This window comes from Azospirillum aestuarii (assembly GCF_016632405.1).
In the GTDB taxonomy this organism is placed as follows: domain Bacteria; phylum Pseudomonadota; class Alphaproteobacteria; order Azospirillales; family Azospirillaceae; genus Azospirillum; species Azospirillum aestuarii.
In genome coordinates this window covers 158268-171538 of the sequence record NZ_JAEPIV010000004.1, presented here as the reverse complement: position 1 = coordinate 171538, position 13271 = coordinate 158268, and the positions used below count along the sequence as shown (strand labels likewise).

The window sequence follows — 13271 nt, the reverse complement described above, 5'->3', positions numbered from 1 at the left end:
GCCGCACACGAAACCAGAGCGGGACGAGGCGGTGGCGTCGGGCGGGATGCGCGATCTTCGGTTGGACTTTTTCCGTGGGCTGGCCCTGTGGTTCATCTTCGTGGACCACATCCCGGGCAATCAGATCGCCTGGGTGACGATGCGCAACTTCGGTCTGAGCGACGCGACCGAAGTATTCGTCTTCATCTCCGGCTACACGTCGTCGCTGGTCTATTCACGGATACTGGACCAGCACGGCTGGCGGTTCGCGGCGGCCAAGGTGCTGGACCGCTGCTGGACGCTCTACATCGCCTATCTCTTCCTGTTCATCGCCTTCACGGCGCAGGTCGCCTACACCGCGCGGGTCTTCGACAACCCGCTGTTCACCGAGGAAATGGGCATCGCCGGCTTCTTCGCCGATCCCGCGGTGTCGCTGGTGCAGGCGCTGGCGCTGAAGTTCCGCCCGGCCAACCTGGACATCCTGCCGCTCTACATCGTGTTGCTGCTGTCCCTCCCGGCGGTGCTGCCGGTGCTGCGGCGCTGGCCGCTGGGCCTCCTGGCCGGGTCGGTGACGCTCTACACGGCGGCGCGCGTCCTGGACTGGAACCTGCCGACCTATCCGGACGGCGGCGTCTGGTTCTTCAACCCTTTCGCCTGGCAGCTCCTGTTCGTGCTGGGGGCCGTCATGCAGCGGCTGCCCAAGGTGGCGGCCGCCCTGACGAGGCGGCGGACGGCACTGCTGTGGCTGGCGGGGAGCTATCTCCTTGCCTCGCTTCTGCTGGTGATCTCCTGGCAGATCGCGCCGATGGCCGCGCTGATGCCGGTGTGGCTGGCGGAGGTCCTCTACCCGATCAGCAAGACCGACCTCGACCTGCTGCGGCTCGCGCATTTCTGCGCGCTGGCCTACGTCGTCCTCCAGATCGCGCGGTTCGACAGCGCGTGGCTGCGCCGGCCGGCGCTGGCGCCGGTAATCCTGTGCGGGCGGCAGTCGCTCCAGGTTTTCTGCCTGGGCATCTTCCTGTCCTTCGCCGGCCAGACCGTGCTGAACCACTGGTCCGCCTCGCTTTTGGCCCAGTTTTCGGTCACACTCGCCGGCATCGCCGTGATGGTGGCCGCCGCGCGGGTGCTGACCTGGTATCAGTCCGTGGGACGGCCGCCGCGCCACCCGGCGTCCGCCCCGCCCGCGGCACCCGCCGCTCCATTGGCGCCCGCCGCCCCAATGGCCCCTGCCAAGGACCCGAGCGCATGAAGCGCGCGACCGTCTTGACCCTGGCCGTCCTCGCGGGACTGACCGCCACCAGCACCATCGCTCGCGCGGCGTCGGAGACACCCACCGATCCCTGCACTGTTCCGGAAACCGTCTACACCGTCGATGGCGCCCTGCCGCGCGCCTGGGAGCGGCTGAAGCGCGGCGGCGCGCTGCCCATCCTGGTGCTGAACTCGGCAGGTTCGCGCCCCGACACCGCCTATCCGGCCCTGCTGGAAAAGGAGCTGGCGGCCCGGCTTCCCGACCGCAAGGTCAGCGTGACCGTCCGCAACGCGCCGGGGGCGACCGCGCAGGAGATGCTGCCCATCCTGAACCGGGAACTGGCCGCTTCCTCCGCCTCCCTGCTGATCTGGCAGGTGGGAACGGCGGACGCCATGCGGAACATCGGGCCGGACAGCTTCGGAGAGGCGCTGGGCCTCGGCATCGCGGCGGCCCAGGGGCGCGGCGCCGACGTGATCCTGATGGACATGCAGTACAGCCCCCAGACGACGCAGCTCATCACCTTCCAGCCCTACCTGGATTATGTGGAGTGGGTGTCGCAGAACAGCGACGTGGTTCATTTCCCCCGTTTCGAGATGATGCGGCATTGGTTCGAGGACGACCGCGTCGGCTTCGCCCCCGACTCCAAGGAGGAAAAGCTGCAGGCCTATCAGTTCGTCCACCGCTGCCTCGGCCGCATCCTGGCCGACACCGTGTCCACCATGATCGACCGCGCCGGGAGACCCGCTCCGTGACAGGCACGCCCGCCCCCCGGACCCGTGGCCGGAGGGCCGCCGTCCTCTCCGCCACCCTCTTGTCCCTCGTCCCTTTTCTCGCCGGCCTGACGGCCAGGCCCGATCCGGTGAAGGCGGCGGCCTGCGCCGTGTCCGTGCAGACCGCCGGCCTTGCCGTGCCGCTGCCGCGCAGCGCGCGGGCGCTGGCCGCCGGCGGTCCGCTGCGCATCGTCGCCATCGGCTCCTCCTCCACCGCCGGGGCGGGGGCCGGCAAACCGGAGCACAGCTACCCGGCGCGGCTGGCCGAGCATCTTGGAGGGCGCTACCCCAGCCTCGCCCTGACCGTTCTCAACAAGGGCGTCAACGGGAAACCGGACCCGACATGCTGAAGCGTTTCCAGCGCGACGTGCTGGACGAGTCGCCCGATCTGGTGATCTGGCAGGTGGCGGCCAACACCGTCCTGCGCGGCGACGATCCCGACGCAGCGGAGCAGGTGATCCGCAGCGGCGTGCGGACGCTGAAGGACGCCGGTGTGGACGTCGTGCTGATGGACCTGCAGTACGCCCCGGCCATGCTGGCGAAGCCCCGGCACGAGGAGATGGAGGAGCGCATCGCCCGCGTCGCGGCGGAGGAAGGGGTGGGCCTGTTCCATCGCTACGCGGTGATGCGCCAGTGGGTGGAAACCCGGCAGGCCGCCATGAACGATCTGGTCGGTCCGGACGGCATTCACCAGAACGACTTCGGCTACGACTGCGTGGCCCGCACGCTGGCCGCCTCGCTGCACGACGCCCTCAGCCTGCGGACCGCGGGGACGGTGTCCGCGCGTCCGTGAGAGGCGCGGAGACGGCAACGGCGGTGTCCCGTCAGGTGTTCTGCCGCTCGGGCACCATCAGCCAGCGCGCCAGGGCATAGAGGTTGATCGCCACATAGACCGCCGCCCCAACCACCCCCATGATGAGGCCGCCGAGTTGCTGATCGGCCAGGGCGGACAGGCCCCAGGGCGCCGTCGTATCCAGATGGTAGAGGAACAGCGGCTGCGGGGCGAAGATCAGCAGCGCCGCCAGGATGGCGAGATGGACCGAGGTGCCGAAGGCCGACAGCAAGCCCCTCCCCCGCATCGCCGGGCCGTCCGGGGCCAGCACGGTCCGCCACGCGGCGACCGCGCCGACGAACAGGCTGGCGTGCATGCCCCACAGCACCGCGTCGAAGCGGAGAGCCGCCATGTAGGGACCCGGCAGGTGCCAGACCCAGAGGAACAGCCCGAACAGACCCCAGGCGATCTCCGGAACGGCCAGGGGTGAGGCGAGGGTCCGCACCCGGCTAGGCCAGCGCACCGCGCCCATCGGCCAGGACAGGACCAGCAGGGGCGCCGCCACCTGGATGGTCAGGAGATGCTGGACCACCCGCGCCGAGAACAGGGCGGAGGTCAGGTTGCACAACGGCGATACGAAGGCGGCGAACAGCACCAGCCACCCGGCGGCGAAACACCAGGGCTGGTGCCGCGCCATCCCCGCCCCATGCCGCCGCACCACCATCGCGTATCCCATGGCGGCCAGGGCGAAGACGGACAGCAGGACCGGGTCGCCGTTCCAGGCGCTCCAGAACCCCTCCGGCACCGGCGGGGCACCGCAGTAGGGAATGACGGACGGCAGCGTTTCGGCAAGTGGCGTTGCGGCGGGCACGGCTGGACCTCCCTTGGCCTACAGCCGTGTAAAACCGCGAATGGCCTTCGGGTTCCCGAATGACGGACGACCGAACGGGGCTCAGGTCCGTTCGGCGGTTTCGATCAGGTCCGTGCGCCCGATGCGGCGCAGGGAAGCCTCCAGCCGCGTGTCGTCCTCGCGGATGTCACGCAGGGTGTGCAGCGTGAACATCACATGCGCCTCCGCCGCCGCATGAGCGGCCTCGGCATCGCCGGCCAGCACCGCGTCGACGATGGCCAGATGCTGCGCCAGCAGCAGGTCGCGCACGCCGGGCCGGGTGTAGAGCCGGTCGCGGTTGTAGAACACGTCGTTGCGCAGCATCTCCGACAGCGCGCCCATGATGTGCAGCATCACCGTGTTGTGCGCCGCCTCGTAGAAGGCGAGGTGAAGTTGGGCGTCCACGTCGGCCTCTTCCGACGGGTCGTCCTTCCCGTGGGCGTCGCGCATGCGCTGGGCCAGACTACGGATCGCCTCGCGGTCGAGGTCGGTCGCCCGCTGCGCGGCCAGCTTGGCGGCGGCCGCCTCGATCGAGCTGCGGAACTCCAGATAATGGAAGGGCGCGTCCGGATCGGATTGCAGCAGCGCCGCCAGCGGGGCGGCGATGGGGGCCAGGAACTGCGCGATGTGCGTGCCGTTGCGCCCGGAAACGAGCAGCCCGCGCTCCTCCAGCTTCTCAAGGGCTCGCGCAGGGACGGGCGCGAGACGTCCAGCTTGAGCGCCAGATCCCGTTCCGGCAGCAGCTTCTCCCCCGGACGCAAGACGCCTTCCCGGATCAGCGCCTCCAGATGGTCAGCGATGGCATCCGCCAATTTGGCCGGCTTTATCATTCCCTTGCCTTGCCCCTTGCTTTGCCCCGTGCCCTGCATCCGCAGAAATCCCGCCTTATCCAGAAGGTTAGATATCGTCACGGCATTCGTACGTCCAGCCCTGCCGAGATCCATGACACCGTTTACCGGCGGCTCCACCATCGAATGGGTCTAGTGGTAATACCACGGGCAAGAAAAAGTCTCTCGCCACGCTGACGGTAAATTGAATTTTCCCTATTGCCAACCATTGCGACCCAATGTATCCGTTCTGAGCCTTTGGTCATAATTTTTGACCGGAGCCCAACCCAAAAAAAACTGATCTCCATGGTCAAATAGCCATGGAATGACAGGCGGCGCGCGTCCGGATAAGACGCGCGGGTCCGGGCTCCATTCACGGTCGCAGGCCAAAGCGCAGAACCGAGAATCTGCGGCATAGGTAGGAAACATGCAGCCCTGGACACAAGTCTACGATCCCGCGGGTAACCTTTGGCTTTCGGCACTTGTGGCCGCGTTGCCGATCATCTTCTTCTTCATTGCGCTGACGATGCTGCGCATGAAGGGCCACATCGCGGGCACCATCACCGTCGCCATCTCGCTGGCCGTCGCCATCCTGTTCTACAAGATGCCGGTCGGCATGGCGCTGGCGTCCGCCGGATACGGCTTCCTCTACGGTCTGTGGCCCATCGCCTGGATCATTGTGGCCGCCGTGTTCCTCTACAAGATCACGGTCAAGACCGGCCAGTTCGAGATCATCCGCTCGTCGGTGGTGTCGATCACCGAGGACCAGCGGCTTCAGATGCTGATGGTCGGCTTCTCCTTCGGCGCCTTCCTGGAAGGTGCGGCGGGCTTCGGCGCGCCGGTCGCCATCACGGCGGCGCTGCTGGTCGGGCTGGGCTTCAACCCGCTCTACGCCGCCGGTCTCTGCCTGATCGCGAACACCGCCCCGGTGGCTTTCGGCGCCATGGGCATTCCGATCATCGTCGCCGGTCAGGTGACCTCGCTCGACCCGTTCAAGATCGGCGCCATGGCCGGCCGCCAGCTTCCGCTGCTGTCCGTCTTCGTGCCCTTCTGGATCATCATGATCATGGACGGCTGGAAGGGCGTGCGCGAGACTTGGCCCGCCATCCTGGTCGCCGGCGGCACCTTCGCCGTCACGCAGTACTTCACCGCCAACTTCATCGGGCCGGAGCTGCCGGACATCACCTCCGCGCTGGTCAGCCTCGTCAGCATCACCGTCTTCCTGAAGTTCTGGAAGCCGAAGGCGATCTTCCGCTTCGCCAATTCCCCGCTGGCGTCGGGTCCGGTGCCGCAGTCGGTCGGCGCCATGGCGTCGAGCGAGTTCAACGCCCAGCGCGGCTACAGCGCGGGTGAGATCGCCAAGGCCTGGTCGCCCTTCCTGATCCTGACCGTGGTCGTCACGATCTGGAGCCTGAAGCCCTTCAAGGCCCTGTTCGCCAAGGGCGGCGCGCTCGCCGACACGGTGCTGTACTTCCCGATCGCCGGGCTGGACAAGCTGGTGCTGAAGGCCGCCCCGATCGTCGCCTCGCCGAAGCCCATCGACGCCGTCTACAAGCTCGACCTGCTGGCGGCCACCGGCACGGCCATCCTGATCTCCGCGATCATCACGATGGTCATGCTGAAGATGCGCCCGGCCGACGGCGTGAAGACCTTCGTCGAGACGGTCGGCGAGTTGAAGCGCCCGATCTACTCGATCGGCATGGTTCTGGCCTTCGCCTTCATCGCCAACTATTCGGGCCTGTCCTCGACCCTGGCGCTGCTGCTGGCCGGCACGGGCTTCCTGTTCCCGTTCTTCTCGCCGATCCTGGGCTGGCTGGGCGTGTTCCTGACCGGGTCCGACACGTCGAGCAACGCGCTGTTCTGCGGCCTGCAGGCCACCACGGCGCAGCAGGTGGGCGTGTCCGACGTGCTGATGGTCGCGGCCAACACGACCGGCGGCGTCACCGGCAAGATGATCTCCCCGCAGTCGATCGCCGTGGCCTGCGCCGCGGTGGGTCTGGTCGGCCGCGAGTCCGAACTGTTCCGCTTCACCGTGAAGCACAGCCTGTTCTTCGTCGCGATCATCGGTGTCATCACCATGATCCAGGCCTACATCCTGCCCTGGATGATCCCGTAAGCGTCAACGTCCAAGCCCCTTCTCCTCCCCCCGGGGAGAAGGGGCGTCATCCACTGCCGAGCTATATTCCCTACGGCGCCGCTCGGCCTTCCATCCGGTCGGGAGGCGCCGCTTTCTTTGTGCATTGCAGCAGCGCAGCGCTGCGTTTGGTCAATTCATTTTACCATTGCGGTCGCCCAGCAAATCGATTATCCGACGTACTGACTGTGGCACACAACAAGCCGTCCGTCCGACGGGCGGAAACAAACGTCGCCCCAGCACCCGCAACCCGGACCGGCGATCACGGAGGAGTCGTCGCGCGGTCCCAGATCCGGAGGCCCCGAGAACCGATGCTGCCCGCGCCCTATGACCGCCTGCACGCGGCCCTCCGGGAGTTCATGCCGGACGAACGCCTCGTTACCGACCCGCTGCGCACGCTGGCCTACGGGACCGACGGCAGCTTCTACCGCCTGATCCCGAAGATCGTCGCCATCGTCGAGGCCGAGGGCGAGGTGGTGCGGCTGCTCAACCTCTGCCGGGAGTTGAAGACCCCGGTGACCTTCCGCGCCGCCGGCACCAGCCTGTCGGGTCAGGCGGTGACCGATTCCGTCCTGGTCCTGCTGGGCGACAGCTGGCGCGGCTGCACCATCCCGCCGGGTGCGGCGACGGTGACCCTCCAGCCCGGCGTCATCGGGGCGGAGGCGAACCGCAAGCTGGCTCCCTTCGGGCGCAAGATCGGTCCGGACCCGGCCTCCATCGCCACCGCCAAGATCGGCGGCATCGCGGCGAACAACGCCAGCGGCATGTGCTGCGGAACCGCCCAGAACAGCTACCGCACGCTGGCCTCCATGCGGCTGGTGCTGGCCGACGGCACGCTGCTGGACACCGGCGACGCCGCCAGCCGCGCCGCCTTCGCCGTCAGCCACGGCGCCCTGCTGTCCGGCCTGTCCGATCTGGCCGCCCGCACCCGCGCCGACGACACGCTGGCGGAGCGCATCCGCAACAAGTTCCGCATCAAGAACACCACCGGCTACAGCCTGAACGCCCTGGTGGACTTCGAGGAGCCGGTCGAGATCCTCCAGCACCTGATGATCGGGTCGGAGGGCACGCTCGGCTTCCTGTCCGAGATCACCTACAACACGGTGCCGGAACACGCCCACAAGGCGAACGCCCTGCTGATGTACCCCGACATCGGGGAGGCCTGCCGCGCCGTCGCGCTGATGAAGCCGACGCCGGTGTCGGCGGTGGAACTGATGGACCGCGCCTCGCTGCGCTCGGTCGAGGGCAAGCCGGGGATGCCGGACTTCATCGGCGGGCTGGGGCCGGACGCCTCCGCCCTGCTCGTGGAGATCCGCGGCGAGGACGCGGCGGCGCTGGACGCCAACATCGCCGCCGTCGGCGCGGTGATTGCCCAGACCCAGACCCTGTTCCCGCCGACCTTCACCACCGACGCCAAGCTTGGCGAAAGCTACTGGAAGATCCGCAAGGGGCTGTTCCCGGCGGTCGGCGCCATGCGCAAGGTCGGCACCACGGTCATCATCGAGGACGTGGCCTACCCGCTCGACCGGCTGGCCGAGGCGACGGTCGAGCTTCAGGCGATGTTCCTGAAATTCGGCTACACCGAGGCGATCATCTTCGGCCACGCGCTGGAAGGGAACCTGCACTTCGTCTTCACCCAGGCCTTCGACACCGACGAGGAGGTGGACCGCTACCGCCGCTTCATGGACGCGGTGTGCGATCAGGTGGTCCGCAAGTACGACGGCTCGCTGAAGGCGGAGCACGGCACGGGCCGCAACATGGCTCCCTTCGTGGAGATGGAGTGGGGTCCGCAGGCCTACGGCCTGATGAAGGAGATCAAGGCGCTGCTCGACCCGCAGGGCCTGCTGAACCCCGGCGTCATCCTGAACGACGACCCGGAGGCGCATCTCAAGAACCTGAAGGCGATGCCCGCCGCCCACCCGCTGGTGGACACCTGCATCGAGTGCGGCTTCTGCGAGCCGACCTGCCCGTCGCACAAGATGACGCTCTCCCCCCGGCAGCGCATCGTCGGCTGGCGCGAGATTTCGCGTCTTGAGTCCACGGGGGCGGACGCGGCGCGGCTCGGCGCCCTGCACGAGGCTTACGACTACCAGGGCATCGACACCTGCGCGGCCTGCGGCCTCTGTTCCACCGCCTGTCCGGTGGGGATCGAGACGGGGCTGCTCATCAAGGCGATCCGCGGCGACCGTCGCGGGGCGGTGGCCCAGGGTTTCGGCACCTACGTCGCCGGCCACACCGCCGGGGCCTTGTCGGTCGCCCGCACCGGCCTGAAGCTGGCCGATCTGGCGAAGCGGACGCTGGGCGACGACATGGCGAACGGACTGTTCGAGAAGCTGCGCACCGTGACGGGCCAGCGCCTGCCGCATCTGCCCCGTTCGCTGCCCACCCCGACCAACTTCACGCCGCTGCCTCAGGCCAAGGCGTCCGCCGACGCGCCGACCGTCGTCTATGTGCCGAGTTGCACCAGCCGCAGCATGGGTCCCGCCGCCAACGATCCGGAGAAGACCCCGCTGCCGGTGAAGGTGGAGGCGCTGTTCCGGAAGGCCGGCTACCGCGTCGCCTATCCGGAGCAACTGGCCGCGCTGTGCTGCGGCATGCCGCTGGAGAGCAAGGGGCTGGCGGCTCAGGCCGACGCCAAGGCGGAGGAGATGGTCCGCGCCATCTGGGCGGCCAGCGCCGACGGCACGGCTCCGGTGGTGCTCGACACCAGCCCTTGCTCTTTCCGGCTGAAGAAGCATCTGAAGGATGCCGGACTCCAGGTCCTGGATCTGGTGGAGTTCATCCACGACCATCTGCTGGACCGGCTGAATTTCACCAGGCAGACGGAGCCGGTGGTTCTGCACCTGACCTGCTCCACCCGCCGCATGGGGTTGGATGCCAAGATGAAGGCGGTGGCCGCCGCCTGCGCCACCCAGGTGGTGGTGCCGGAGGATGTCGGCTGCTGCGGCTTTGCCGGCGACAAGGGCTTCACCACGCCGGAGCTGAACGCCCACGCCCTGCGCCACCTGTCCAAGGACATCCCCGCCGGGGCCAAGGCCGGCTATTCGAACAGCCGGACCTGCGAAATCGGCCTGTCCGACCACTCCGGCTTGCCGTACCGTTCCATCGTCTATCTGGTCGATGCCTGCTCGACGCCGAAGGCTTCCGCCACGGCCTCCGCACGCGCGTCGGAACCCGCGTTCTGAGGCGGGAGGGAGGAAAAATCATGACCCACGACGGCACCATAAGCCGGCCCGCCATCGAACGCCCCGACAGCGTCTATTTCTTCGGCACCTGTCTGGTCGATCTGTTCTACCCGGAAGCCGGCATGGCCGGCATGGACCTGCTGAAGCGGCAGGGCGTCCGCGTCGTCTTCCCGCAGGGGCAAAGCTGCTGCGGCCAGCCCGCCTACAACTCCGGCTATCGTGAGGAGGCGCTGAAGGTCGCGCGCGCGCAACTCGACTATTTCCCCGGCGATTGGCCCATCGTCGTGCCGTCGGGCTCCTGCGCCGGCATGATGAGCAAGCACTGGCCCGACCTGTTCAAGGGTGAGCCGGACGAGGCCCGCGCCTGTCAGGTGGCCTCGCGCGTGTGGGAGCTGACCCAGTTCCTCGTCCAGGTCCTGAAGGTCACGTTCGAGGATCAGGGGCCGCCGGTGAAGATCACGTGGCACGCCTCCTGCCACGCCCAGCGCGAAATGGGTGTCACCGACGAGCCGAAGGCCCTGCTGCGCCAACTCGCCAACGTCGAACTGGTGGAGTTGCAGCGGGAGAAGGAATGCTGCGGCTTCGGCGGCACCTTCGCCGTGCGCCATCCGGAGATTTCCGCCGCCATGGTCGGCGACAAGGTGGCGGACATCGAGAACACCGGGGCGAAGGCCGTGGTGTCCGGTGACTGCGGCTGCCTGATGAACATCTCCGGCGCGTTGGAAGGCGGCAAGAAGCCCGTCCGCGGCGTCCACATCGCCCAGTTCCTGAAGGAGCGCACCCATGGGTGAGACCGCCCTCAAAACCAATGGCATCAACTTCGCCAAGGCGTCCAGCGCGGCGCTTCAGGACCAGCAGCTTCGCGGCAATTTCCGCCGCGCCATGGACGGGCTGATGTCCAAGCGGGCGGTGCAGTTCGCCGACACCGCCGAGTGGAACGGGGTGCGGACGCTCGGCGCCTCGGTCCGCCTGCGTGCCCTGTCCAAGCTGCCGGAACTGCTGGAGAAGCTGGAAGCCAACTGCACGAAGAACGGCATCCAGGTCCATTGGGCGTCCACCACCGACGAGGCCAACGCCATCGTCCTGTCCATCATGCAGCGCGTGAACGCGAAGCTGGTGGTCAAGGGCAAGTCGATGGTGTCGGAGGAGATGCACCTCAACGCCTTCCTGGAAATGCACGGCATCGAGAGCCTGGAAAGCGACCTCGGCGAATACATCGTCCAACTTGATGAAGCGATGCCCTCGCACATCATCATGCCGGCGATCCACATGAACACGAAGCAGATCGCCCACCTGTTCAAGCAGAAGATCAAGGAGGCGGAATACACCGAGGACGTTGCCCAGCTCACCGACCTCGCCCGCCGCGTCCTGCGCAAGAAGTTCGCGACCGCCGATGTCGGGATCTCCGGCGTCAACATGGCGGTGGCGGAGACGGGCACGCTCTGCCTGGTGGAGAACGAGGGCAACGGGCGCATGAGCACCACCGTGCCGCCCGTCCACATCGCCGTCATGGGCCTGGAAAAGGTCGTGGAGAAGCTGGAGGACGTGCCGCCGGTCATCAGCCTGCTGACCCGCTCGGCCACCGCGCAGCCGATCACCACCTACGTCAACATGATTTCCAGCCCCCGCAAGGAGGGGGAGAAGGACGGCCCGAACGAGATCCATCTGGTGATCCTCGACAACGGGCGGTCGGCCATCTACGCCGACGAGGAGCTGCGCAACACGCTGCGCTGCATCCGCTGCGGCGCCTGCATGAACCATTGCCCGGTCTACACCAAGGTCGGCGGCCACGCCTATCAGGCGCCCTACCCCGGCCCGATCGGCTCGATCCTGATGCCGCAGGTCGAGGGGCTGGAGACGCGGGGCGAGCTGCCGCACGCCTGCACCATGTGCAACGCCTGCGTCGAGATCTGCCCGGTCAAGATCCCCATCGTGGAGATCATGGGCCGCCTGCGGTCGGAAGCCGTTCACCCCGGCGACGCCGTGAAGGGCGCCGGGTCGCACGCCAGCAAGGCGGAGGCGATGGTGTGGAAGGGCTGGTCGATGACCTACGCCTCGCCGCTCGCCTACCAGTTCGCGACGGCGCTGCTGGCCAAGCTGGGCAACGCCGCCCCCGCCAGCCTGCCGCTGCTGAAGGAGTGGACGAACGTGCGGTCCAAGCCGCGCTTCGCCAACCGCACGCTTCACGCCCTCGCCCGCGAGAAGGGGATTCCCGATGTCTGAGTCCAGAAACGCGATCCTGGGCAAGCTGCGCGCCGGGCGCGACGCCCACCCACTGACCCCGCCGGAGTCCGATTTCGCCGTCCTGCGCAACAAGCGCTGGGAAGGCGCGGAACGGCTGGAGCGCATCAAGCGCATGATGGAGGCCGTCCACACGGAGTTCCTTGAGACGACGGAGGCCGACTGGCCCGCCGACGTTCAGGCCTTCCTCAAGGCGCAGGGCACCCGCAACCTGCTGTTCGGTCCGGCGACCGAGGCCGGGGCGCGCCTGTCCGCCGAATGGGCGGCGGCCGGGATGGAGGGCGGTCCTGAGCTGGTCCCCTACGCCGACCGGGTCGAGACCTTCAAGGAGCGGCTGTTCGACGGCATCGACGCCGGCATCACCACGACGCTGGGCGCCATCGCCGACACCGGCAGCCTGATCGTCTGGCCGACGCCGGAGGAGCCGCGGCTGATGTCGCTGGTGCCGCACATGCACCTGGCGCTGCTGCGCGCCGACGCGCTGTACGACACCTTCTGGCAGGCGATGACCGAGAACCGCTGGGCCGACGGCATGCCGACCAACGCCCTTCTGATCTCCGGCCCGTCGAAGACGGCGGACATCGAGCAGACGCTGGCCTACGGCGTCCACGGACCAAAACGGCTGGTGGTGGTCGTCATCCGGTAAGTCATCGCGTTTGGCCCAATCCAACCCTCTTCCCTCTGGAGGGCTTTGCGCAATCGCCGAACGTCCTCAGTCGTGATTCCCTTCCTTGGTTCTCGGGACGGGGGCGATCATGCGTGTTGGGGTGTGCGGTCAGCTGAGGTTGGCGGACGGCCTGGTCCGGGCTCCGGAGAACGGGGTTCTGGACCAGATCGCCGATGCGGTGGACTGGGCGGCGCTGGAGGTGGTGCCTCGGTCCCTGCGCAACCGAGGCTCGCACGCCGGGGGGCTCCGCGATAACCGCCGGTGCTGCTGCGCTGCCTGCTGCTGGGGCTGTGGCGCGGCGGGCTGTCGGACGCACCATCCAGTCTTGGCGCCCCCGGCCCAAGCGACGCAACCGCAGCTTGCCCCGGTCCGCTTCGCCGTGTTCAAGGAGCGGTACGGCTTGCGTCGCCTGCGCCTTTTCACCCAAGCGCGCAATCACGTGCAGGTCCTGCTCGCCTGCTGCGCCTACACCCTGCACCGGGCCGCCGGCGTCGGGGCGGAACGATGGGCGAGATCCGTCCGCAGGCCGCCGAGCGGCGGATAAAACCCCGACTTCGG

At 67.9% G+C, this 13271-nt stretch carries 9 protein-coding genes and 1 pseudogene; 8 read left to right on the top strand and 2 right to left on the bottom strand.

The annotated features are described in order from the left end of the window. Positions 1 to 61 precede the first annotated feature (61 nt). The 3 genes from JJL56_RS11895 to JJL56_RS33070 all read left to right on the top strand — a co-directional run bounded on the left by JJL56_RS11895 (position 62) and on the right by JJL56_RS33070 (position 2791). A complete protein-coding gene (locus tag JJL56_RS11895) occupies positions 62 to 1228 on the top strand; it encodes an OpgC family protein (protein ID WP_247891041.1) in 1167 nt (388 codons plus the stop codon). Beyond that, positions 1225 to 1980: an SGNH/GDSL hydrolase family protein gene (locus JJL56_RS11890; protein WP_145624422.1), complete on the top strand. Its 756-nt coding sequence runs from the start codon at positions 1225 to 1227 to the stop codon at positions 1978 to 1980. Before JJL56_RS11895 ends, JJL56_RS11890 begins: the two co-directional genes overlap by 4 nt. A 121-nt stretch (positions 1981 to 2101) precedes the next feature. Next, positions 2102 to 2791 (top strand): SGNH/GDSL hydrolase family protein, encoded by a 690-nt coding sequence (locus tag JJL56_RS33070; protein WP_486598830.1) that lies wholly within the window; start codon positions 2102 to 2104, stop codon positions 2789 to 2791. A gap of 31 nt (positions 2792 to 2822) precedes the next feature. Here the strand turns inward: JJL56_RS33070 and JJL56_RS11880 are convergent, their stop codons facing one another. Both JJL56_RS11880 and JJL56_RS34065 read right to left on the bottom strand, forming a co-directional pair. Continuing rightward, positions 2823 to 3641 carry a cytochrome c oxidase assembly protein gene (locus JJL56_RS11880; protein WP_200485230.1) on the bottom strand — a complete coding sequence of 273 codons (819 nt, stop codon included), beginning with the start codon at positions 3639 to 3641 and terminating at the stop codon, positions 2823 to 2825. Between the two features lie 81 nt (positions 3642 to 3722). Further along, positions 3723 to 4528: pseudogene (locus JJL56_RS34065) on the bottom strand (FCD domain-containing protein). Positions 4529 to 4913: 385 nt separating this feature from the next. Here JJL56_RS34065 and lldP point away from each other — a divergent pair. From lldP to JJL56_RS11850, 5 genes are all read left to right on the top strand, one after another. Further along, positions 4914 to 6602, top strand: a complete 1689-nt coding sequence (gene lldP / locus JJL56_RS11870; RefSeq protein WP_145624430.1) for an L-lactate permease — start codon at positions 4914 to 4916, stop codon at positions 6600 to 6602. Between the two features lie 329 nt (positions 6603 to 6931). Further along, the gene (locus tag JJL56_RS11865) at positions 6932 to 9805 is read left to right on the top strand and encodes an FAD-binding and (Fe-S)-binding domain-containing protein (protein ID WP_200485229.1); all 2874 of its coding nucleotides are present in this window, start codon (positions 6932 to 6934) and stop codon (positions 9803 to 9805) included. Between the two features lie 20 nt (positions 9806 to 9825). Beyond that, entirely contained in the window at positions 9826 to 10596 is a 771-nt protein-coding gene (locus JJL56_RS11860) for a (Fe-S)-binding protein (protein WP_200485228.1), read from the top strand. After that, positions 10589 to 12028, top strand: a complete 1440-nt coding sequence (locus JJL56_RS11855; protein ID WP_200485227.1) for a LutB/LldF family L-lactate oxidation iron-sulfur protein — start codon at positions 10589 to 10591, stop codon at positions 12026 to 12028. Before JJL56_RS11860 ends, JJL56_RS11855 begins: the two co-directional genes overlap by 8 nt. Continuing rightward, the gene (locus JJL56_RS11850) at positions 12021 to 12692 is read left to right on the top strand and encodes a LutC/YkgG family protein (RefSeq protein ID WP_200485226.1); all 672 of its coding nucleotides are present in this window, start codon (positions 12021 to 12023) and stop codon (positions 12690 to 12692) included. The genes JJL56_RS11855 and JJL56_RS11850 overlap by 8 nt, the downstream gene beginning before the upstream one ends. Positions 12693 to 13271: the final 579 nt, after the last annotated feature.

What these genes read in the sequence shown, in the direction of transcription:
- JJL56_RS11890 (WP_145624422.1), top strand. Translation starts at nt 1,225, where the DNA reads ATGAAGCGCGCGACCGTCTTGACCCTGGCCGTCCTCGCGGGACTGACC.
- lldP (WP_145624430.1), top strand. Translation starts at nt 4,914, where the DNA reads ATGCAGCCCTGGACACAAGTCTACGATCCCGCGGGTAACCTTTGGCTT.
- JJL56_RS11865 (WP_200485229.1), top strand. Translation starts at nt 6,932, where the DNA reads ATGCTGCCCGCGCCCTATGACCGCCTGCACGCGGCCCTCCGGGAGTTC.
- JJL56_RS11860 (WP_200485228.1), top strand. Translation starts at nt 9,826, where the DNA reads ATGACCCACGACGGCACCATAAGCCGGCCCGCCATCGAACGCCCCGAC.
- JJL56_RS11855 (WP_200485227.1), top strand. Translation starts at nt 10,589, where the DNA reads ATGGGTGAGACCGCCCTCAAAACCAATGGCATCAACTTCGCCAAGGCG.
- JJL56_RS11850 (WP_200485226.1), top strand. Translation starts at nt 12,021, where the DNA reads ATGTCTGAGTCCAGAAACGCGATCCTGGGCAAGCTGCGCGCCGGGCGC.